This window comes from Mycobacterium heidelbergense (assembly GCF_050205645.1).
Classification (GTDB): domain Bacteria; phylum Actinomycetota; class Actinomycetes; order Mycobacteriales; family Mycobacteriaceae; genus Mycobacterium; species Mycobacterium heidelbergense_A.
This window is the reverse complement of the sequence record NZ_JBNMQT010000008.1, coordinates 151,005-172,162: the sequence shown is the minus strand read 5'-3', so window position 1 is coordinate 172,162 and position 21,158 is coordinate 151,005. Positions and strand designations below refer to the sequence as shown.

The 21,158-nt window shown below is 65.9% G+C and carries 24 protein-coding genes; 14 read left to right on the top strand and 10 right to left on the bottom strand.

The window, feature by feature from the left end; translation table 11 throughout:
• Positions 1-31: 31 nt before the first annotated feature.
• The 6 genes from ACQI5H_RS11660 to ACQI5H_RS11635 all read left to right on the top strand — a co-directional run bounded on the left by ACQI5H_RS11660 (position 32) and on the right by ACQI5H_RS11635 (position 5,765).
• Positions 32-1,690 (top strand): thiolase C-terminal domain-containing protein, encoded by a 1,659-nt coding sequence (locus ACQI5H_RS11660; RefSeq protein ID WP_427079521.1) that lies wholly within the window; start codon positions 32-34, stop codon positions 1,688-1,690.
• Complete coding sequence (locus tag ACQI5H_RS11655) at positions 1,687-2,628, top strand: alpha/beta hydrolase (protein WP_427079520.1); 942 nt, start codon at positions 1,687-1,689, stop codon at positions 2,626-2,628. The genes ACQI5H_RS11660 and ACQI5H_RS11655 overlap by 4 nt, the downstream gene beginning before the upstream one ends.
• Complete coding sequence (locus tag ACQI5H_RS11650) at positions 2,625-3,440, top strand: NAD(P)-dependent oxidoreductase (RefSeq protein ID WP_427079519.1); 816 nt, start codon at positions 2,625-2,627, stop codon at positions 3,438-3,440. Before ACQI5H_RS11655 ends, ACQI5H_RS11650 begins: the two co-directional genes overlap by 4 nt.
• Positions 3,437-4,237 (top strand): NAD(P)-dependent oxidoreductase, encoded by an 801-nt coding sequence (locus tag ACQI5H_RS11645; protein WP_427079518.1) that lies wholly within the window; start codon positions 3,437-3,439, stop codon positions 4,235-4,237. The genes ACQI5H_RS11650 and ACQI5H_RS11645 overlap by 4 nt, the downstream gene beginning before the upstream one ends.
• A gap of 113 nt (positions 4,238-4,350) precedes the next feature.
• Positions 4,351-5,556, top strand: a complete 1,206-nt coding sequence (locus tag ACQI5H_RS11640) for a cytochrome P450 (RefSeq protein ID WP_427079517.1) — start codon at positions 4,351-4,353, stop codon at positions 5,554-5,556.
• A gap of 11 nt (positions 5,557-5,567) precedes the next feature.
• On the top strand, positions 5,568-5,765 hold the full coding sequence (locus ACQI5H_RS11635; protein ID WP_067011078.1) for a ferredoxin: 198 nt from the start codon (positions 5,568-5,570) through the stop codon (positions 5,763-5,765).
• On the opposite strand, the gene ACQI5H_RS11630 is transcribed toward ACQI5H_RS11635, so the two are convergent.
• The 9 genes from ACQI5H_RS11630 to ACQI5H_RS11590 form a co-directional block, all read right to left on the bottom strand.
• Positions 5,755-6,057 (bottom strand): DUF1330 domain-containing protein, encoded by a 303-nt coding sequence (locus ACQI5H_RS11630; RefSeq protein ID WP_427079516.1) that lies wholly within the window; start codon positions 6,055-6,057, stop codon positions 5,755-5,757. The two genes, ACQI5H_RS11635 and ACQI5H_RS11630, sit on opposite strands and share 11 nt — an antisense overlap.
• A gap of 29 nt (positions 6,058-6,086) precedes the next feature.
• Entirely contained in the window at positions 6,087-6,275 is a 189-nt protein-coding gene (locus tag ACQI5H_RS11625) for a ferredoxin (protein WP_427079515.1), read from the bottom strand.
• The gene (locus ACQI5H_RS11620) at positions 6,272-7,525 is read right to left on the bottom strand and encodes a cytochrome P450 (protein ID WP_427079597.1); all 1,254 of its coding nucleotides are present in this window, start codon (positions 7,523-7,525) and stop codon (positions 6,272-6,274) included. The genes ACQI5H_RS11625 and ACQI5H_RS11620 overlap by 4 nt, the downstream gene beginning before the upstream one ends.
• Before the next feature lie 137 nt (positions 7,526-7,662).
• Positions 7,663-8,169 (bottom strand): hypothetical protein, encoded by a 507-nt coding sequence (locus tag ACQI5H_RS11615; RefSeq protein WP_427079514.1) that lies wholly within the window; start codon positions 8,167-8,169, stop codon positions 7,663-7,665.
• Entirely contained in the window at positions 8,166-8,771 is a 606-nt protein-coding gene (locus tag ACQI5H_RS11610) for a TetR/AcrR family transcriptional regulator (protein ID WP_076245110.1), read from the bottom strand. Before ACQI5H_RS11610 ends, ACQI5H_RS11615 begins: the two co-directional genes overlap by 4 nt.
• A 103-nt stretch (positions 8,772-8,874) precedes the next feature.
• Complete coding sequence (locus ACQI5H_RS11605; protein ID WP_427079513.1) at positions 8,875-10,029, bottom strand: thiolase family protein; 1,155 nt, start codon at positions 10,027-10,029, stop codon at positions 8,875-8,877.
• Positions 10,022-10,846 (bottom strand): enoyl-CoA hydratase/isomerase family protein, encoded by an 825-nt coding sequence (locus tag ACQI5H_RS11600; protein WP_427079512.1) that lies wholly within the window; start codon positions 10,844-10,846, stop codon positions 10,022-10,024. The genes ACQI5H_RS11605 and ACQI5H_RS11600 overlap by 8 nt, the downstream gene beginning before the upstream one ends.
• Before the next feature lie 16 nt (positions 10,847-10,862).
• Positions 10,863-12,029, bottom strand: a complete 1,167-nt coding sequence (locus tag ACQI5H_RS11595) for an acyl-CoA dehydrogenase family protein (protein WP_076122541.1) — start codon at positions 12,027-12,029, stop codon at positions 10,863-10,865.
• A 70-nt stretch (positions 12,030-12,099) separates the two neighbouring features.
• Positions 12,100-13,398 (bottom strand): amidohydrolase family protein, encoded by a 1,299-nt coding sequence (locus ACQI5H_RS11590; RefSeq protein WP_427079511.1) that lies wholly within the window; start codon positions 13,396-13,398, stop codon positions 12,100-12,102.
• Positions 13,399-13,822: 424 nt separating this feature from the next.
• On the opposite strand from ACQI5H_RS11590, the gene ACQI5H_RS11585 reads away from it, so the two are divergent.
• From ACQI5H_RS11585 to ACQI5H_RS11550, 8 genes are all read left to right on the top strand, one after another.
• Positions 13,823-14,356 (top strand): carboxymuconolactone decarboxylase family protein, encoded by a 534-nt coding sequence (locus ACQI5H_RS11585; RefSeq protein ID WP_427079510.1) that lies wholly within the window; start codon positions 13,823-13,825, stop codon positions 14,354-14,356.
• A 4-nt stretch (positions 14,357-14,360) separates the two neighbouring features.
• Positions 14,361-15,638, top strand: a complete 1,278-nt coding sequence (locus ACQI5H_RS11580) for an aromatic ring-hydroxylating oxygenase subunit alpha (protein ID WP_427079509.1) — start codon at positions 14,361-14,363, stop codon at positions 15,636-15,638.
• On the top strand, positions 15,622-15,945 hold the full coding sequence (locus ACQI5H_RS11575) for a hypothetical protein (protein WP_076058982.1): 324 nt from the start codon (positions 15,622-15,624) through the stop codon (positions 15,943-15,945). Before ACQI5H_RS11580 ends, ACQI5H_RS11575 begins: the two co-directional genes overlap by 17 nt.
• Before the next feature lie 3 nt (positions 15,946-15,948).
• Complete coding sequence (locus ACQI5H_RS11570; RefSeq protein ID WP_427079508.1) at positions 15,949-17,175, top strand: amidohydrolase family protein; 1,227 nt, start codon at positions 15,949-15,951, stop codon at positions 17,173-17,175.
• Positions 17,147-17,578: a nuclear transport factor 2 family protein gene (locus tag ACQI5H_RS11565; RefSeq protein ID WP_427079507.1), complete on the top strand. Its 432-nt coding sequence runs from the start codon at positions 17,147-17,149 to the stop codon at positions 17,576-17,578. The genes ACQI5H_RS11570 and ACQI5H_RS11565 overlap by 29 nt, the downstream gene beginning before the upstream one ends.
• Positions 17,575-18,678 carry an acyl-CoA dehydrogenase family protein gene (locus ACQI5H_RS11560; RefSeq protein WP_427079506.1) on the top strand — a complete coding sequence of 368 codons (1,104 nt, stop codon included), beginning with the start codon at positions 17,575-17,577 and terminating at the stop codon, positions 18,676-18,678. Before ACQI5H_RS11565 ends, ACQI5H_RS11560 begins: the two co-directional genes overlap by 4 nt.
• Before the next feature lie 25 nt (positions 18,679-18,703).
• Positions 18,704-19,492, top strand: coding sequence for an acyl-CoA dehydrogenase family protein (locus ACQI5H_RS11555; RefSeq protein ID WP_427079596.1), 789 nt, complete (start codon positions 18,704-18,706; stop codon positions 19,490-19,492).
• A gap of 192 nt (positions 19,493-19,684) precedes the next feature.
• Positions 19,685-19,954 (top strand): DUF4190 domain-containing protein, encoded by a 270-nt coding sequence (locus ACQI5H_RS11550; RefSeq protein WP_427079505.1) that lies wholly within the window; start codon positions 19,685-19,687, stop codon positions 19,952-19,954.
• 9 nt (positions 19,955-19,963) lie between these two features.
• On the opposite strand, the gene ACQI5H_RS11545 is transcribed toward ACQI5H_RS11550, so the two are convergent.
• Complete coding sequence (locus ACQI5H_RS11545; protein ID WP_427079504.1) at positions 19,964-21,139, bottom strand: acyl-CoA dehydrogenase family protein; 1,176 nt, start codon at positions 21,137-21,139, stop codon at positions 19,964-19,966.
• Positions 21,140-21,158: the final 19 nt, after the last annotated feature.

Here is a 21,158-nt window from a genome sequence, read left to right as displayed (position 1 = left end):
CGCGCTCGAACGTCCAACTCCCGGAGGTGACGTGTCAGCTGCACCGGGACGCCCGCTGCCCCTGGTCACCGACGAAAACGAGTTCTTCTGGACTTCGGGCGCCGACGGCAAGCTGCGGCTACAGGAATGTCGGGCCTGCGAGTCGCTGATCCATCCGCCGGCGCCGGTGTGCCGGTATTGCCGATCCCAAGACATGGGAATAAGGGCGGTCTCCGGCAAGGCGACATTGGCCGGGTTCACGATCAACCAACGCTTCAGCCTGCCCGGGCTGCCGGCGCCGTACGTCGTCGCGCAGGTGGCGATCGCCGAAGACCCGCGGGTTCGGCTGACCACCAACATCGTGGAGTCCGATCCCGAACGGCTGGAACTCGGTCAACAGGTCGAGGTTGTCTTCGAGCACGTCGAGGACGTCTGGTTCCCGCTCTTCCGGCCCGCCGCTGAAGACGCCCGACCCGCTCCCCTGCCGGTCGACGAGATCGCGCCGGAACGCTTCGGCGAGCACGTCCGGCCGATGCTGACCGCGGAGAAATTCGAGGACAAGGTCGCTCTCACCGGCATCGGCATGTCGCCGATCGGCCGACGGCTGATGGTTCCGCCACTGTCGCTGACGGTCCAGGCCTGCGAGGCGGCGATCGCGGACGCGGGATTGACGTTCGACGACATCGACGGCCTCTCGACGTATCCCGGCGCGATAAATGTCGGTGGCTTCGGGGAAGGTGGGGTCACCGCCTTGGAGGCCGCATTGGGAATTCGGCCGACGTGGCACAACGGCGCCATGGAGACGTTCGGCCCCGGCGGTTCGGTGATCGCCGCAATGCTCGCTGTCGCAGGCGGTTTGGCTCGGCACGTGCTCTGCTTCCGGACGCTGTGGGAAGCCACTCACGGCGAGCTGATGAAGCAGGGCAAGATCGCCCCGTCGATGGGCCGGATGGCGGGCTGGCAGATGCCATTCGGTGCCACCTCGGCGGCTCACACCCTGGCGATGAACGCCCAGCGGCACTTTCATCGTTACGGCACAACGAAAGAGACGCTGGGCTGGATCGCGTTGAACCAACGAGCCAACGCCGAGCTCAACCCGTCGGCGATCTATCGCACCCCCATGACGATGGACGACTACCTGAACGCCCGGCCCATCACCACGCCGTTCGGCCTCTACGACTGCGACGTGCCCTGCGACGCTTCGATCGCCGTGATCGTCTCTGCCATCGACGCCGCGCGTGACCTGCCCAAGCCGCCCGTCCTGGTCGAGGCGGTGGGCACCCAGATCATCGAGCGAATCGACTGGGACCAAAGCACTTTGACGCATGAGCCGCAGGTGCTGGGCCAAGCGGCACACGTGTGGACGCGCACGTCGCTGCGACCCACCGACGTCGACGTCGCCGAACTCTACGACGGGTTCACCATGAACTGCCTGTCCTGGATCGAGGCGCTGGGATTCTGCGGGATCGGTGAGGCGAGGGAATTCCTGGACGGCGGCAAGAACATCGCCCGAGACGGGCTGCTGCCGCTCAACACCCATGGCGGGCAGCTGTCGCATGGCCGCACCCACGGCATGGGCCTGATGCATGAGGCCGTCACCCAGTTGCGCGGCGAGGCTGGCGACCGTCAGGTCGTCGACGCCCGAGTCGGCGTGGTCAGCAGCGGCGGCCTGACTCCCAGCGGAGTGCTGTTGTTGCGGGCGGACACATGAGCGCGCCGCGTCCGCGCTTGGTCATCGTCGACGGCGTGCCAATGTCGGCCCTTGTCGCCGAGGCCCCAAATGCCGAGGGGCCCAAGGCCGTTATCGTGGCCATTCACGGCGGCGGCACGACTGCCATGTATTTCGACTGCCCCGGCCACCCGTCTTTTTCCTTGTTGCGGACGGGGGCGGCGGCCGGATTCACCGTTATCGCCCTCGACCGGCCGGGCTATGGCAGCTCCGCTCCCTATCCCGAGGCGATGACCCGCGGCGAACAGCGCGTCGACCTGGCATACGGGGCGGTGGATCGCATCCTCGGGGAACGCCCGCGCGGTGCGGGATTGTTCTTGATGGGCCATTCGGGCGGGTGCGAACTGGTGCTGCGGATGGCCGCCGACGAGCGTGGCGGCGATCTGCTCGGCGTCGAATTGGCGGGCACCGGCCGGCACTGGCACCCCGCGGCCCGAGAGCTGCTCAAGACGGCGACCCGGCAAAGCCGCCCGGCAGGCATGCGCGAGCTGCTGTGGAGCCCGGAGCGCCTGTATCCGCCCGAGATCCTCACCGGGGTAACGGTTTCCCCGTCGGCACCCGCCTACGAGGATCAGGCGGTATCCAACTGGGCCCGCCAAGACTTCCCGGCCCTCGCTCCCGCCGTGCGCGTCCCGGTGCACTTCAGCATCGCCGAGTACGAAAGAGTCTGGCAGACCGATGATTCGGCGTTGACCGAGATCGCTGCCATGTTCTCCGGCGCGCCAAGGTTCAGCGTCCATCGTCAGCCTGACGCGGGACACAACATGAGCCTCGGCTACACCGCGCCCGACTACCACGCGGCGGTCCTCTCATTCGCGGAGGAATGTGTGGCGGCTGCTCCCTCGAGCGTGACGCCACAGTCACTCTCGGACTCGAACGTGACTGTGGCGTCACGCTCGGCGGAAGAGGAGGCCGGATGAAAGTCGGATTCATCGGGCTGGGCAGTCAGGGCGGCCCCATGGCGCGACGGATCGTCGAGGGCGGCTACGAGACGACGCTATGGGCTCGCAGGCCCGCGGCACTCGAGCCGTTCGCCGATACCGCGGCGAAAATCGCCAAATCGCCGGCGGAACTCGCCTCCACCAGCGACCTGGTCTGCCTGTGCGTCGTCGGTGACTCCGACATCGAGGAACTCACAACCGGCCAACACGGGCTGCTCAACGCGATGAAGCCCGGCGGCGTCATCGCGGTGCACAGCACCGTGCACCCCGACACCTGCCGCAGACTCGCGAAAGATGCTGCTGCCCAGGGTGTTTCAGTCATCGACGCACCGGTGAGCGGCGGTGGCGGGGCGGCCGAGCAGCGGCGTCTGCTGGTGATGGTCGGTGGCAACACCGACGTTGTCGAACGCTGCCGCCCGGTCTTCGAAACCTACGCCGATCCGGTCGTCCATCTCGGCGAGCTGGGCTCCGGGCAAACCACCAAGCTACTGAACAACCTGCTGTTCACCGCGAGCCTCGCAACGGCGGCCGCCACCCTTTCGCTAGGCCAGGCACTCGGCGTCTCCCCCGACCGTCTCACCGAAGTCGTTTCCCGCAGCAGCGGAAACAGCTTCGCGCTCAACGTCCTTGGCGGGAACGGCGGCCTGGAAAGGCTTGCCCCGTTGGCGGGCACGCTGCTGCAAAAGGATGTCCGCCTGGTCGTCGACCTTGCCGACCACGCCGCGGCCGACGGTGGCGCCGTGCTCGCTGCCGCCGACGCCGCGCTGACCTTGATGGGACACCCGCGGTGAAGGTCGGGTTCGTCGGCGCGGGACGGATGGGCCACCCCATGGTGGCACGCCTCGTCGAGGCCGGCCATGACGTCAGCGCAATGGGCTCGACCGCCGAGAAGCGCCGCGAGCTCGAGCTGCTCGGTGCCAGCGCCGTAAACGACATGGCCGGCGCCGCCACGCAGGCCGACGTCGTAATCGTCTGCGTGTTCACCGACGATCAGGTGCGGCAGGTCTGTCTGGACAGCGCCCTGCTGCCCACCATGCCGCCCGGTTCCGTGCTGATAGTGCACACCACCGCCAACCCGGAAACGATCGAGGCCATCGCCGCCCGCGCCGGAGACGTCGACGTGGTCGATGCACCGGTCAGCGGCGGACCACACGACATCGCAGCCGGCAAGCTGACGCTGTTCGTGGGCGGCGCCGATGACGCCGTGGCACGAGCGCGACCGGCGCTGACCTGCTACGGCGATCCCATCCTGCACGTCGGCCCGCGCGGCGCCGGGCAGAAGGTGAAGCTCGTCAACAATGCGCTGTTCGCAGGACACATCGGGCTACTCGCCGAGGCGATCCGGCTGGGCGGGCGGCTCGGCGTCCCGGAAAAGACCCTGCTGGACGCGCTCGCGCACGGCAGCGCCACCAGCCGGGTCCTGAACCTCGTCGCGGCTGGAGGTTCGGTTGAGGCATTCATCGAGGCCACCGGCGAATTCGTCGGCAAGGACGTCGACGTCGTGCGCGGCATCGTCGAGGAACTCGGCACCGACCTCGGCGCGCTGGATAAGGCCATCAGCGGCATCAGAGTCGCCGGGAAGATCTGAAATGACTGCATGTTGGCCTTTTCGACGCGCCACGAAAGCGCTACCGTTAACGTTACAGTCAGGCATTCCACTGTAACGATTCCAGCCCCAACCCTCGCCGCTGAGGAGATGCAGTGACAAAACCGAAAGTCGTCTTCGACCCGTTCTCTGAAGAGTTCTTTAACAACCCCTACGAGATCTACCGACGGATGCGCGAGGATGCGCCGCTCTATTACGACGAGAAGGAGGACTTCTACGCGCTGACCCGCCACGAGGACGTGGCGGCGGGCTTCAAAGACTTCGAGACCTACTCCTCGGCGCGCGGCTGCGACCTCGCGATGGTGCGCAAGGGCATCCCCGCCGAGCAGAAGTCGATCATCTTCATGGACCCACCTGAGCACCGCCACATGCGCAGCCTGCTCAACAAGGCGTTCACCCCGCGGGCCGTCCAGGCGCAGCGGGAAACGGTCATCGAGGTGATCGACAAGTACCTGAGCGTGGCCGACCCCGACAACTTTGACGTCGTCCAGGACTTCTCGGGGCCCTTCCCGGTGGAAGTCATCACCCGGATGGCCGGCGTGCCCGAGGAGTACCGCCAGCAGGTGCGTCACTGGATCGACGCCAGCCTGCACCGCGAGCCGGGACAGATCGAGCTCAGCGAAGAGGGGATGCAGGCCAACATCGACACCGCGATGTACTACTTCGGCCTGGTGCAGGAGCGGCGCGAACGCCCGCAAGATGACATGATCAGCAGGCTGATCGCGGCCGAGATTCCCGGCGATGACGGTCAGCTGCGCAAGCTCGACGATATCGAAATCACCGGCTTCGCCACCCTTTTGGGCGGGGCGGGCGCCGAGACCGTCACCAAGCTGCTTGGCAACGCGGCCGTGCTGTTCGCCCGTCACCCCGACCAGTGGCAGAAGCTGCTCGATGACCGCGACAAAATCCCGGGGGCGGTGGAAGAGCTATTGCGCTATGAAGGCCCGGTCCAATACAACGTCCGCTACACCCTGAAAGAGGCACACGTCAGTGCTGGCGTGATTCCCGCGGGCAAACCGGTATTCCTTTGTGGCGCTGCGGCGAACCGCGATCCGGATGCGTTCACCGACGCCGAAACCTTCGACATCGAGCGCGACCACACCGAGGCGCAGCACGTCGGCCTGGGATACGGGATTCACAGCTGTCTCGGTGCGGCGTTGGCCCGCCTGGAAAGCAGAATCGCGCTGGAGCGGCTCCTCGACTTCATGCCCCGCTACGAAGTGAACTGGGACGGCCTGCAGCGCGTCCACATGCAGAACGTCGCGGGGTGGCAGAACGTACCCGTCAAGGTGCTGCGGTAAGGAGGACCGCAATGACGAAGAAGATCGAAGTCGACTGGGGGCTTTGTGAAAGCAACGGCGTCTGCATGGGCATCAATCCCGAGGTCTTTCACCTCGGCGACGACGACATGCTGACCGTATTGCAGGAAGAAGTCACCCCGGAGATCGAGTCGGACGTGCGCGAGGCCGTCCGTCAATGCCCCCGACAGGCCATCTCGATCAAGGAGTAGCGAACCCGGCGACGATGACCGCGTTGCAGTCAGCCGCCGCTTGGCGCAGTTTCGCCGCGTTCTGGTAGGCCTCGGATTCGTACCAGGCGCGGGCCGCGTCGACCGATTCGAATTCCAGCACGACGGTCTGGTCACCATGCCAGGTGCCCTCGATGACGTTGGGCGCGGTGTCCACCACGAGGATGTTGACGCCGCCCATCGCCGCTCCCGCGGCCTTGCCGTAGGCCTTCATGCCTGCCGGATCCTTGATGGCCTCGGTGAGGATGACGTACCCCTTAGGCCCCTGCGCCATTGAATCTCCTTACCCGCGTGCGTGTCTGGCTAGATCTTGCTGATTGCCTGCTCCGGGCAGCACTCGATGGCCTCTTCCGTGGCCGCCTCGAATTCCGTTGGGACCTCGGACGCTATCGCCTCCGCGTAACCGTCGTCGGTCAGGCTGAATACTTCCGGACACAGCGTCGTGCAGACGCCGTGACCGCGGCAGCGCTGGTCGTCCACTGTGACTTTCATGCCGGCGTGAACTCCAGGTGCAGCTCGGTCAGGCCGCGCAGGATGTACGTCGGAACATATTGATAGCGACGGTCATTGGCCGGACCATGAACGCGCTCGTCGATCCTGATGTCCGATGTCCGGTCGAGCAGCCGCTCGATCGCCACCCGTGTTTCGGCTCGCGCCAGCGGTGCGCCGGGGCAGCTGTGGATCCCTCGTCCGAATGAGATGTGCTGGCGAGCATTCTTGCGGCCGGGATCGAAGGTGGTGGGGTCTTCGAACCGGCGCGGGTCTCGGTTGGCGGCCGCCTGCACGACCATCACCGTGGTGCCCGCGGGCAGGTCGACCCCACCGACGTTGACGGGTACCCGGTTCATCCGGAAGTCGCCCTTGACCGGGCTTTCGATGCGCAGCGCCTCTTCGATGAAGTTGGGAATCAGGCTGCGGTCCTTGCGCAACTGCGCCTGGATGTCGGGACGCTCCCCGAGCGTCTGCAGCGCGGCGCCGAGCAGCCGCACGGTGGTCTCCTGGCCCGCCGAGAAAACATTGCTGGCGACGCGGGCCACGTCCTCGACCTCGGGTATCGAACCGTCAGGGTAGGTGGCGGTCGCCAGGCCGGTCAGCACGTCGTCGCGGGGCTCGCGGCGGCGGTCCCGGACGTAGTCGGAGAAAAGGCCGTAAAGAAATTCCAGCGGGCTGTGTGACAGCGACTCCTTGCCCGTGCCTCCAATGCCGCCGCCCGCGTGCTCGGCGATGCCCTTGACGAACTTGTCACGATCCTCCAGGGGCACACCCAACAGGTCGGCGATGACGAGCAGCGTGAAGGGACCGGCGAAGCCCTTGATCCATTCGCCGTGGCCGGGCGCCAGGAAATCGTCGAGAGCCTGGTCGGCGAGCGCCCACATCGCGTCCTCGTTCTCCTTGAGGCGCTTGGGGGTGATCAGCCGCATCAGCAGGGAGCGGTGGTTGGTGTGGGTCGGCGGATCCAGCGTGGGCAGCTGGTCGCTGAACGGCAGCTCGTCGCGGTGCTGCTCGATCAACTCGGTCACGTCGTCACCCTCGAGCGGCACGGGGAAGCCGGGAAACGGGCCGGTCACCGAGATGCAGGAGGACCAGGTCTCGGCGTCGTTCAGCACGGCGCAGGCTTCTTCCCAGCCGGTCACCATGGTGACGCCGTGGTGCTCTTCCCGGGTGACCGGGCATTGCTGCCGGAGAGCCTCGTAGTAGGGGTACGGGTCCCCGATGAGCTCCTTGCCGCGGAAGAAGTCCATCTTGGTGAAGTCGTTCACCCTGTCGCTCCGTTCGAATCTCAGCAGTGAGAATGATCCTCTCAGAGATGAGTATTACATTTCCACACGGCGTGGTCGCCGTCAAACGGCGACGGAGCTGCTGTGGGAATACCGACGCGCTAGCCGGCGGGTACCAGATCGGCGGCTACCGACGGACACGCCAGCAGACCGCTGCGGAAGGTTTCGACGTGATCGATCGAGTCGTGCGGCGTCGCGGCGGCGGCCAGCGCCCGCGCCTTGAATATCTGCGCGGCCGTGCTCAACCGGTGTTGCACCAGGCCGACGCTGCCATCGACCTCGGCCGGCCACGTCTCGCCCCAGAGCGTGACCTCCGTGACGCCGTGATCCAGGGCCTGCAGTACGCCTTGGCGGACCCGCGGGTCGCATCCGAAGAGATCCGCACCGGCCGCCAGGGCCTGGGGCCGGGGTCGGGTTTCCATCGAGGCCAGCGCGTCCTCGAGGTCGAGTATCTGCGCACCGAGGATCTGCAGTGGCCGGTCGTCGGGACGGTCGGCGATCAGCACGGTGACGTCCCATCCCGCCATCGCCCGGTCAAAGAGCCACCCGCCGGCGAATCGCACGACGTCGACGACGTCGCCTGCGACCACGTCGAGCCGGTACCTCAAGTCTTGGTCGGCGGCGCGAAGTCCCGCGCCAGCGACTCCGCGTACTCCTTGAATACCTCGGTCAGCGGTATCGAAGGGTTGAGCAACCATATCGTTTCCATTCCGTGGACGAAGGCGAGAATTTCCACTGCCTTGACGGCGGGGTCTATGTCGGCGCGATACCGGCCGTCGGCCTGACCCAGCCGGATCAGCTCGGCGACGATGTCGATCGCTTCGCGCTGCCTGGCCAGCATTCGGTCGTGCAGCGGGGCGTCGGGAAGGATGTTTTCGACCAGCAGGACGGTGAAGGTGCCCAGCATTTCGGGCGCCCGGTTGAACCGCTCGGCGACGCGGGCGATCTCGACGAGGAGATCTCCGGCCCGGTCGGCGTGGGTGTCGTCGTCGAGATCACGCGCGTCCAGCACGGCGTGCAGCAGCTGCTCCTTGGATTCGAAATGGTGTAGCAGCCCCGCCGGCGTGACCCCGGCCTCGCCGGCGATCTGGGCAAGCGTGGTGTTGCGCCAGCCATTTCGCGTGAGCAGGCGCTGCGCGACGTCGAGGATCCGCTGCTTGCGGTCCTCGCCTTTGGCGAGAAGCGTGTCGTATCGCCGTGCGACGGGCACCGGACTCCTTGCATCGATTCGGGGCCACAAACCTACTGAACACACAGTAGGTTGGTTTGACCGTTGTGACAAGGGTCTCAACCCAGACGGATTCTCGACGCGCTTAAGAGATGAGTTCGACCAGGGTGGCGTTGGCGGTGCCGCCGCCTTCGCACATGGTCTGCAGGCCGAAACGAATGCCGTTATCGCGCATGTGGTGAGCCATGCGAGTCATCAGTACCGCGCCGGAAGCACCCAGCGGGTGGCCCAGCGCGATGGCGCCGCCCAGCGGATTGACCACGCGCGGGTCGGCACCGGTCTCGGCGATCCACGCCAGCGGCACCGGCGCGAACGCCTCGTTCACCTCGAAGGCGCCCACTTCGGACAGCGCGACGCCGGCCTTTTTCAGCACCTTCTCGGTCGCTGGGATCGGGCCGGTGAGCATGAGCACCGGATCGGCTCCGGTGACCGCGCCGGCGCGGTAGCGGACGAGCGGCGTCAGCCCCAGCGAAACCGCCATCTCCGACGTCGTCACCAACAGTGCGGCCGCGCCGTCGGAGATCTGCGACGAATTGCCCGCGTGGATGACGCCGTCGTCGACGAACGCGGGCTTGAGCGCGGCGAGTTTCTCCACCGTGGTTCCCCGCCGCACCCCCTCGTCGGCGACGACGACCGTGCCGTCCTCGCCCTCGGTGAAGACCGGAACGATCTGTTCGGTGAACGCCCCGCCGTCCTGGGCCGCGGCGGCGCGTTCGTGTGATTGCACGGAGTACTCGTCGAGCTGGTTGCGGGAGAATCCCCACTTCTTGGCGATCATCTCCGCCGACAAACCCTGATTGAAGGAGAAATCGTCATAGCGGGCAAGGACTTTCGGACCGTATGGCATCCCGGTTGCCCTGGCCGCGCCGAGCGGGACGCGGCTCATCACCTCGACGCCACCGGCCACCACGACGTCCTGCTGGCCCGACATGACGGCCTGCACCGCGAAGTCGAGGGCCTGCTGGCTGGAACCACACGCGCGGTTGACCGTTGTCCCCGGGATGCTCTCGGGCCAGCCGGCCGCGAGCACGGCGTAGCGCCCGATGTTGCTGGACTGATCGCCCACCTGCGAAACACAGCCCCAGATCACGTCATCGACGATCTCCGGACCGACGCCGGCGCGTTCCAGCAGTTCGTTCAGGACGACCGCGGACAGGTCGGCGGCATGCATGCCGGACAGCCCGCCGTTGCGCTTCCCGACTGCCGTGCGTACCGCCTCAACGATGACCGTCTCACGCATGTTCACTCCGTTGTCCCTCGTCAAATTTTGACAGCGCCCACCGACCAGTAAACGACGGCTCCCGCCGCTCCGCGAAAGCGGCATAGGCGGCCGCTGCATCCGTCGTCGCGAAATTGACTGCCTGCGCGCGAGCCTCGTTGGCCAGCGCGTCGCGCAGCGTGTGGTCCGCGCCCTCGTTCAGCAGCGCCTTCGTCTGCGCGAGCGCGACGGGCGGACCGGCGGCCAGTCGGTCGGCGAGATCGGCGACGAAGGCGTCGATCTCAGCGGCGGACACCACCCAGGTCACCAGACCCAAAGCGTGAGCTTCCGCGGCGTCGATGGTTTCGGCAAGCAGCGTGAGCCGCTTAGCCTGTTGCAGGCCAACGAGTTTCGGCAACAACCACGAGCCGCCGAGGTCGATCGACAGGCCCCGCTTGGAAAAGATCTGGCAGAACTTCGATTCCGGCGTCGCGACCACGAAATCGCAACCCAGTGCCAGGTTCCATCCGGCGCCGACCGCTACCCCGTCGACCTTGGCGACCGTTGGGATCTGCAGCTCGTGCAACGCGAGCGCCACGTCGGTCAGGCGCCGCAGTTTATCCCTTGGATGGACGTCGTCGCGGACCGAAATGTCGGCGCCGGAGCAAAAACTGCCGCCGGCGCCGGTGATGACCAGGGCGCGCACGCTGCGGTCGCGACCGGCGGCATCGAGAGCGTCTCGCAACGCGATCCACAGCTGCGGGGTGATCGCGTTTTTGCGGTGCGGGCGGTTAAGGGTGAGGGTGCGCACCCCGTCGCGGTCATCGGACAGCAGCACGGGGTCATCGGTTTCGGTCATCGGAGGCGGACGGTCATCAGTAGCTGCGCGGCAGTTTCAGCGTGTGGGCTCCCAGGAAGTTCAGGATCATCTCCTGGCTGATCGGCGCGATCTTCATCAGGCGGGCCTCACGGAAGTAGCGCGCCACGTGGTATTCCTCCGAATAACCCATGCCGCCGTGGGTTTGCAACGCGCGGTCCGCGGCGGTGAAGCCGGCGTCGGCGCACAGGTATTTGGCGGTATTCGCTTCGCGCCCACAGGGTTTGCCGTTGTCGTACAGCCAGGTGGCCTTGCGCAGCATCAGCTCCGCAGCGTCCAGCCGGGCCAGGGAGTCCGCCAACGGGAACTGGATGCCCTGGTTCATACCGATCAGGCGGCCGAAGACCTCGCGCTCGTTGGCGTACTTCACCGCTTTTTCGAGGGCGACCCTGCCGATGCCGAGCGCCTCGGCGGCGATCAGCATGCGTTCGGGGTTCAGGCCATCGAGAATGTACTGAAATCCCTTGCCCTCCTCGCCGACTCGATCCTCGACCGGCACTTCGAGATTGTCGATGAACAGCTCGTTGGAGCTGACGGCGTTGCGGCCCATCTTTCGGATCGGGCGGACGTCGACCTTGCTGCGATCGAGGTCGGTGAGGAAGAGCGTCATCCCGTCGGTCTTCTTGGCGACCTCGTCGTAGCTTTGAGTCCGCGTCAACAGCAGGATCTTGTCGGACTCCATGGCTTTGGAGATCCACACCTTACGGCCGTTGACGATGTAGCGATCCCCGTCGCGCTTGGCGAACGTGGTGATGCGCGACGTGTCCAGCCCGGCACCGGGTTCGGTCACCCCGAAGCAGACGTGCACTTCGCCGGTCGCGACGGGCGGCAATGTCCGCGCCTTGAGTTCCTCGGAACCGTGCACGACCACGGGTTGCATTCCGAAGATGGACAGGTGGATCGAGCTGGCCGCGTTCATGCCGCCGCCGGATTTGGCGACTTCCTCGAGCAGCAGGGTGGCCTCGGTGATTCCGAGGCCATGGCCGCCGTACTCGGTCGGAATCGTCATACCCAGCCAGCCGCCCTGAGCGATGGCGTCGTAGAACTCCGTCGGAAACTCGTGCGCCTGGTCTTTTTCCATCCAGTACTGGTCGTCGAACTTCCGCGCCAGCTCGGCGACCGACCGGCGGATCAGCTCCTGGTCATCGGTCAGCTCGAAATTCATTCCTTCGCCGGGCACTGCTAAATCTCCTCTGATCGAAATGCACCGGCGCACTTAGCATTCCGGCGGCGCATCAGTCCTTGTTGCCGGAGAGGGCTTTCGCGTTGGCCGCGAAGTCCGCGAACGACGAGCCACCGCGGCTGTCCTTTTCGTGGCCCTTCGCCTTTATGGACACGTCGTGCCCCTCGGCCGCCTTACGCAGCGCACCGACGGTCGCCTGCTCCGGCGTGATGTGGGTGAACGGGTCGAACGAGTACCACCGCATCGCGTTCTCATGGGTCATCTTCTTGATCTCGTCGTCCGGCACGCTGTTGATGGACAGCACGTCCCACAGCTCTTCCGGCGCACCCGGCCACATCGAGTCGCTGTGCGGGTAGTCGGCCTCCCAGCAGATGTTGTCGATGCCGATCATGTTGCGCAGGGCGACACCGACCTTGTCGCTGATGAAGCAGGTCAGGAAGTGATCCCGGAAGACCTCACTGGGCAGCTTGCCGCCGAAGTTCTGGTGTGTCCACGCGGAGTGCATCTCGTACGTGCGGTCCGCCCGCTCCAGGAAGTAAGGAATCCAGCCGGTTCCGCCCTCGGACAGCGCGATCTTGAGGTCCGGGTACTCCTTGATCGGCCGCGACCACAGGAGGTCGGCAGCGGCCTGGACGATGTTCATCGGCTGCAGCGTGATCATCACGTCCATCGGCGCATCGGGCGCGGTGATGGCCAGCCTGCCCGAGGACCCGATGTGGATGTTCATCACGGTGTTGGTGTCTACCAAGGCTTCCCACAGCGGGTTCCAGTACTCGTCGTGGAAGCTGGGGTAGCCCATCGCGGCCGGGTTCTCGGTGAACGTCAGCGCGTGCACGCCCTTCTTCGCGACTCGGCGCACCTCGGCGGCGCACGCCTCGGCGTCCCAGATCACCGGTATCGCCATCGGGATGAACCGCGCCGGGTAGGCCCCGCACCATTCGTCGATGTGCCAGTCGTTGTAAGCCTGCACCAACGCGATCGAGAAATCGTGGTCTTCGGTGACGAACAGCCGACCGGCAAAGCCCGGGAAGGACGGGAAGCAGATCGAGGCCAGGATGCCGCCGGCGTTCATGTCCTTGATGCGTTCATCGACGTTGTAGCAACCCGGCCGGATCTCATCCAGGCCCGTCGGCTCGATCCCGTACTCCTCCTTGGGCCGGCCGGCGACCGCGTTGAGCGCGACATTCGGGATGACCGTGTCGCGGAACTTCCACATGTCCGAGCCGTCGGGGTTGTGCACCAGCCGGGGCGCGTCGTCGGCGTACTTCTTCGCCAGATGGTTCTTGAACATGTCGGGCGGCTCGACGGTGTGGTCGTCCACGCTGATCAGGATCATGTCTTCTTTGTTCATGTCCGCTCCCTCTCGATCGAATCCGTCGGACGCGCTGTGCCCACACAGCTACGGCGAACCGCCGCTTGGCGCCAAGAACACTATTTTGAAAACTATCTTCTCGTGCAGCGAGAATCAACATCCAGCACCCCTCGCAGCGAACCACGGAGCCCTGACCAGGCGCTAAGACGATTAGCCCGATTGCCCTCTTCCGAGCGACACCGCCACGAGGTAAATGCCGGGGCCACCTAGAGAAACCTGACGTTTCGCGGGAAAGCGCGGACCCACGGCACGGGCCGAGCGGGCAACGCTTCCTTCGCGGTCCGCCCGGGCGGCTGGCCAGTGCGGATCGCGACCCGCTGGCATTGACCAGCCGACCGAATCGTGCAAGTCTGTTGGTTGGAAATGAGAATATGATTCTCTTTCACCGAGAGGAGCTTGCCTGATGCGTCTGCGGCCGCTGCCCGCCGACCAATGGGACGAGGCTGTCGAGCAGTCACTGTCCGGCATGCTTCCCCAGGAACGGCGCAACCCCCGGGACGCCGGCACCCTCATGTCGACCCTGGTCCGCCACCCCAAACTGGCCCGCGCATTCCTGCGGTTCAGCGGGTACCTGCTGTTCGGCTCCACCCTCCCGGCGCGCATCCGCGAGCAAGCGATCCTGCGCGTCGCCCATCGACGCGGCTGCGACTACGAGTGGTCCCACCACGTGAGCATCGCGAAGAAGGAGGGACTGTCCGAAGCCGAGATCGCCGCCGCCCAGACCGGCGAGACGAGCGACGAGTTCGATCGCGCCGTGTTCACGGCCGTCGACGAGCTCGACGAAAAATCCAACCTCTCCGATCAGACGTGGACGGCTCTTTGCGAACGGCTTGACGAACGTCAGCGTATGGACCTGATCTTCACCATTGGTGGCTACATCGCACTCGCGATGGCCATCAACACTTTTGGCGTACAGCTCGAGAACGAGAAAGGTTAGAGCCTTGCCCCACTTTCCGAAACCGGCCGCAGGCAGCTGGACAGAAAACTATCCCGAACTGGGCACAGCGCCAGTCGATTACACCGACTCGATCGATCCGGCATTCTTCGAGGCCGAACGCGACGCAATCTTCAAACGGACGTGGCTTAACGTCGGCCGCGTCAATCGCCTGCCGCGCACCGGCAGCTACTTCACCAAGGAACTGCCGTCCGCGGGCAAGGGCATGTCGGTCATCATCGTCAAGACCAAGGACGGGACCGTCAAGGCGTTTCACAACGTCTGCCGCCACCGCGGAAACAAGTTGGTGTGGAACGACTTTCCGCATGAGGAGACATCGGGCACCTGCCGGCAGTTCACCTGCAAGTACCACGCCTGGCGCTACAGCCTCGACGGAGACCTGACCTTCGTCCAGCAGCCGGATGAGTTCTTCAATGTCGACAAGGCCGACTACGGCTTGGTACCGGTGCGCTGCGAGGTGTGGGAAGGCTTCATCTTCATCAACTTCGACAACAACGCCGCGCCGCTCACCGACTACCTCGGACCGCTGGCCAAGAGCATCGAAGGCTATCCCTTCGGCGAGATGACCGAGACCTACTCCTACCGCGCCGAGGTCGGCAGCAACTGGAAGCTGTTCATCGACGCGTTCGTCGAGTTCTATCACGCGCCAATCCTGCATCAGGGGCAGTACACCAAGGAGGAAGCGGCCAAAATCCAGAAGTACGGCTACGAGGCGCTGCACTACGAGTTGGCCGGCCCGCACAACCTGCAGTCGACCTGGGGTGGGCAGGCGCCGCCGCCCGACATGTCCATGGTCAAGCCGATGGACCAGGTGTTGCGCAGCGGGTTGTTCGGTCCGTGGGACAAGCCGGAGATCATCCAGAACCTGGAGCTGCCGCCGGGTGTCAACGTGAAGAAGGTGCCGCAGTGGGGCATCGACTCCTGGCTCTTCTACCCGAACTTCATGCTGCTGATCTGGGAGCCCGGCTGGTTCTTGACCTACCACTACTGGCCAACCGCCGTCGACAAGCACACCTTCGAGTGCTCGCTCTATTTCGTTCCGCCGCGCAACGCGCGCGAACGCCTCGCCCAGGAGCTGGCGGCGGTGACGTTCAAGGAGTACGCGCTGCAGGACGCCAACACGCTGGAGGCGACCCAGACCATGATCGGCACTCGGGCCGTCAAGGAGTTCCTGTTGTGCGATCAGGAGGTCCTGATCCGCCATCTGCACAAGACGACCGGCGACTACGTGAAGGAGTACCAGCGCAATGGCGTTACCGTCTGAATTCGCTGACCTGGAGCCCTATTTGGATTGGGACCTGGCCACCGAACCCGAGCGCTACGCCAAGCGGCTGGCCTCGACGATGCCCGAGATGCAGGCGTTCTATGACGTCGCGTTCCCCAGGCTGAACGACGCCATCGAGTACTGTGACAAGTTCCCGCTGGACGATCTGCCCGAGGACGCCCGTACGCTCATGCACATCATGCAGTCGCTGGTCATGGTGTCGTTTCCGATAGAGGCGTGGAAACAGCCGCGCGTGCCTGACAGCGGCGCCGCGTGGGTGGAGCTGATCCGGGAGCCGGTGATCTGAGAGGTGTTGACGCTCAAGGCCGCCGGGCTGCTCGACGTTGACGCCGGCGAGATCCTGCGGCCCGGTATCCTGCGCATCGATGGCGATCGGATCGTCGGTGTCGGCGGTGACGCCGAAGGCGAGCTGATCGACCTCGGCGACCAAATCCTGCTGCCCGGATTCATGGACATGGAGGTCAACCTCCTGATGGGCGGCCGCGGGGAGAAGCCCGGGCTGTCGCAGGTTCAGGACGATCCCCCGACGCGGGTGCTGCGCGCGATTGGCAACGCCCGCCGCACGCTGCGCGCGGGGTTCACCACCGTGCGCAATCTTGGTCTCTTCGTCAAGACCGGCGGCTATCTGCTAGATGTCGCACTGGGCAAGGCAATCGACGCGGGCTGGGTCGACGGGCCGCGGGTGGTCCCGGCCGGTCATGCCATCACGCCGACGGGCGGGCATTTGGATCCGACGATGTTCGCGGCGTTCGCACCGCACGTGCTGGACTTGACGGTCGAGGAGGGCATCGCCAACGGAATCGACGAGATCCGCAAGGCGGTGCGTTACCAGATCAAACACGGCGCCGAGCTGATCAAGGTCTGCTGCTCGGGTGGGGTGATGTCACTGACGGGACCCCCTGGGGCGCAGCATTATTCGGATGAGGAACTGCGCGCGATCGTCGACGAGGCCCACCGGCGCGGGCTGCGGGTGGCCGCGCACACGCACGGCGCCGACGCCGTCAAACACGCGGTGGCGGCCGGTATCGACTGCATCGAGCACGGTTTCCTGGTCGACGACGAGGCCATCGCGATGATGGTCGAGCACGGCACGTTCCTGGTTTCCACCCGGCGCCTCGCCGAGGGGATGGATGTCTCGCACGCCCCGCCCGAACTACAGGCCAAGGCCGCCGAGATGTTCCCGAGGTCGCGCACCTCGATAGTGGCCGCGCACGAGGCCGGCGTGAAGATCGCGGTCGGCACCGATGCGCCGGCGATTCCACACGGCCGCAACGCCGACGAGCTTGTCACGCTCGTCGACTGGGGCCTACCTCCGCTAGCGGTGCTGCGGGCGGCGACGGTGACCGCGGCCGAGCTCATCAACTCGACCGACCGCGGGCGGCTCGCGCCGGGCCAGCTCGCCGATATTATCGCGGTACCGGGAAACCCGTTGGAAGACATAACCGTTACCCAGCACGTCAGCTTTGTCATGAAAGGCGGCAAGGTCTATGTCGACAAATCGGCCGACCAGAACTGAGGATCTGGTCGAGATCCAGCAACTACTCGCCCGCTACGCGGTCACCATCACCCAGGAAGACATCGAGGGCCTCATCGGCGTCTTCACACCAGACGGAACCTACAGCGCGTTCGGCGACACGTACGGCTTGGACAAATTCCCGGAACTGGTGGCCGCGGCACCAAAGGGCTTGTTTCTCACCGGAACTGCGTTGGTCGACATCGACGGCGATGCGGCCAGCGGGACGCAACCGCTGTGCTTCATCGATCACGCCACCCATGACATGCGCATCGGCTACTACCGCGACACCTACTCACGCACCGCCGACGGATGGCGGCTGAAGACCCGGGCCATGACGTTCATCCGGCGCAGCGGAGTGCACGATTCCGGGCGTCCGCACGCCGTCGGCCGCCCCACCCCGTGAATGTCGAGGACTTCCGGGCGGGGCTGTGCGCATGGCTCGACGACAATGACCTGACCCCGGGACCAGATCATTCGCTGCAGGGACACATGCAGCAATTCGCCCGAGTGAGCCGGGCGCTGTATGACGCCGATTGGATGCGCTACGGCTGGCCGGTCGAAGTCGGCGGATTGGGCGGGCCCGCGGTGTTTCGCGCGATCGTCGGCGAGGAGGTGGTCGGCCGACGGCTCGCCGAGCCCGGCCCGTACTCGATGCTCGAGGTGCTCGCGCCGACGATGATCGATTACGCCCCCGCAGAACTCGCCGCGGAGATGGTGCCGCGCCTGCTCAGCGGCGGCGAGCATTGGTGTCAGGGCTTTTCGGAGCCGGGCTCCGGCAGCGACCTGGCCTCGCTGACCACCCGGGCCGTGCAGCAGGGTGACGATTGGATTGTCAACGGGCAGAAGGTCTGGACGAGCTTCGCGCAGTTCTCCACGCGGTGTGTCCTGCTCGCCCGCACCGCGCCCGGCCACGACGGAATTACCGCGTTCTTCGTCGACCTGGACACCCCGGGCATCACCATTCGGCCGCTGCGCACGATGCACGGCGTGGACGAGTTCTGCGAGGTGTACTACGACGACGTGGTGATCCCGTCGAGCCGGATGCTCGGCCAACCCGGAGACGGATGGCGGCTGGCGATGGACCTGCTGCCCTACGAACGCTCCGCGTGCTTCTGGCAGCGGATCGCCTACCTCTACTCCCGCTTCGACGAGCTGATTGCACAGACGGCCGCGGGCGAACCCGGCGGCCACGACGAGTTCGAGCTTGGCGCAGCGTATCTCGCGCTGCACACACTGCGCTGCCGATCCCGCGACACCCAGCACAGATTGCGCGACGGGGCGCGGCTCGGACCGGACACCTCCATCGACAAGGTGCTGCTGGCCAGCGCCGAGCAACGGCTCTACGACACTGTCCGCGACCTGCTCCCCGGAACCCTCGAGCTCGACGACACGCCGTGGCGCTCGGAGTACCTGTATTCCCGGGCCGCGACGATCTATGGCGGCACCGCCGAAATTCAGCGCAACATCATCGCCCGCCGGCTGCTCGACCTCGGAAAGGAGTAGAGCCGTGGACCCCGAGGCGTTGCGCATGCTGGCCGACTCCCTACGCACCGCAATGACCGCGGCGACGGGAGCCAAGCTCGACGCCGCGCTAACCGAGCTCGGCTGGCTCGACATGCTCGACGAAATCCCGGATGCCGCAGTTCCTTTGGTGTTCGAGCTGCTCGGCGAGACCGGCGCGCACGCCTCGGTGCTTAACGACGTCGTACTGCGGGCGACCGGAAGCGCGCCGGAAGGCACCGTGCCGCTCCCGTGTGCCGGTGACCGCTGGGTGGTGTGGGAACGGGGCGACGGCTCCAGCTCGGCACTCGACGACGAGCTGCCGATACGTTCCGTACCCGGGGGAGAGTCGCTGCCGCCGGCGGCGTTAGCCGCCGGACGGCGTGCCGTGGGCTGGTGGCTGGTGGGCGCCAGCCGGGCGATGCTCGCACTGGCGCGCCAGCATGCCGTGGACCGCGTTCAATTCGGCCGGCACATCAGCTCGTTCCAGGCGATCCGGCACCGGCTTGCCGAGACGCTCGTCGCGATAGAGGGGGCCGAAGCGAGCCTGCGGGCCGTCACCGCGGAGACGGATGACCCGGATGGCCTGGCCGCCCTGCTGGCCAAGGCCGCCGCCGGCCAGGCGGCGCTTTCCACCTCGCGCCACTGCCAGCAGGTCCTCGGTGGCATCGGCTTCACCGCCGAGCACCCCCTGCATCGCCACGTCAAACGGGCGCTGGTCCTGGACGGCCTGCTGGGCAGCGCGAGAGAACTGACACACGAGGCGGGAAAGACATTGCGGTCCAAAGGATATGCGCCGCGGGTGGCGCAGCTGTAGGAGCTCGATGTCCCACCGGTCACAAATCGGGAGGGATACCCAATGTGCCCGCCTCACAGCGACAATCTGGCGGTGCTGGAGGCCAGGGCACGAGTTTGTCGCTATGAGGCGGGCAATGCGCGACATCCCGCAACTTCTGCGACACGAGAGGATCTCGTGCCAGACCGGCCACGGGCCCTAGAGTTGGCACGCATGGGCCGCCCAAACGCACCGCGCAACCAGGTAGGCGTCGCCTCCGTCATCTTGGGCGTGCTCGCGCTCGGCACCTGCTGGCTCCTGATCGGGGTCCCCCTCGGCATCGCCGCGGTGCTGACCGGTGACGTCGCCCGTCGGCGCGTCCAGCGCCGCGAAGCCAACAACCTTCACGCCGCGGTAGCCGGCATCGTGCTGGGGTCGGCGGCGATCGTCGCCGGGCTCGTCGCCATCGGCTACTACGCGTGGGTGGACGCCCAAAAGCCTTGACCTCGCAGGCTAATTGCGCGGCAGGCCGAGGATGCGTTCGGCGATGATGTTCCGTTGGATCTCGGAAGTCCCGCCGGCGATGGTCGCGGCGAAGGTGCGCACGTAACGGTCGAACCAGCTGCCGTAGTGGCTGTCCAGGTTAAGCGGCGCGACGGGCGAGGTGACCGCGTGGAGCACGAGCCCGTCCGGCCCCTCGGCACTCAGCGCGTCCTCACAGGCTCGTTGCATCGCCTCCGACCCCAGCAGCTTCAGGACCGACTGGGCGGGTACGTCCTCTTCTCCGCGTGCCGCCTTGGCCAAAGTCGCCGACCCGATCAGCCGCAGCGCGTAGCAGTCCATCACGAGGGTTGCGTAGAGATCGCGCTGCACCGGTCCCGACGGACCGAAATCGACCGTGAGCGCGTGCAACATCCCGGCGTAGTCCATCCACAGCATGGCGCGCTCGTGACCGAGCGAACCGGTTGCCACCCGCCAGCCTTGGTTGATCTCCCCCACCAAGTTCTCGGCGGGGACACGCACGTCGGTGAAGAACACCTCGTTGAAATCGACGTCTTCGCTGTCGGCCACCGACGCGAAGGGACGGCGGACCACGCCGGGGGTGTCGGTCGGGATGAGTAAAGCACTGATGCCCTTGTGTTTTGGCGCCTCTGGGTCCGTACGCACGAACGTCAAAAGCACGTCCGCGTCGTGGGCGCCCGATGTCCACACCTTCTGCCCGTTGACAACGAAGTGGTCATCGTCGAGCACCGCACGGGTTTTCAGGGACGCCAGATCCGAGCCCGCGCCGGGTTCGCTCATGCCCAGCGACGCGGTGATCTCGGCGCGCAGAATCGGCACGGCCCATCGCTGCTTTTGCTCATGCGTGCCGAATGTCAACAGTGATGCCGCGATGATGCCCACGCCCTGCGGATTGAAACTTTGATAGATCCGGCGCCGCGACAACTCTTCGAGGTACACGTATTGCTGCAACAAAGTGGCGTTTCGTCCACCGAACTCCGGCGGGTTGCCCGGCAGCAGCCACCCGCTGTCGAACAGCAGCCGTTGCCAGCGTCGTGCCCACTCCGGAATGTGCGAACTCGAGCGGGGCCGGTCGAATGCCTCGGCTTCCGAGGGCAGATGGGCATCGAGGAAGGCGACGAATTCGGAGCGAAACGCCTCGACATCGGCATCGAAACTCAGCTGCACGGCACTCCTAGAACAGGGG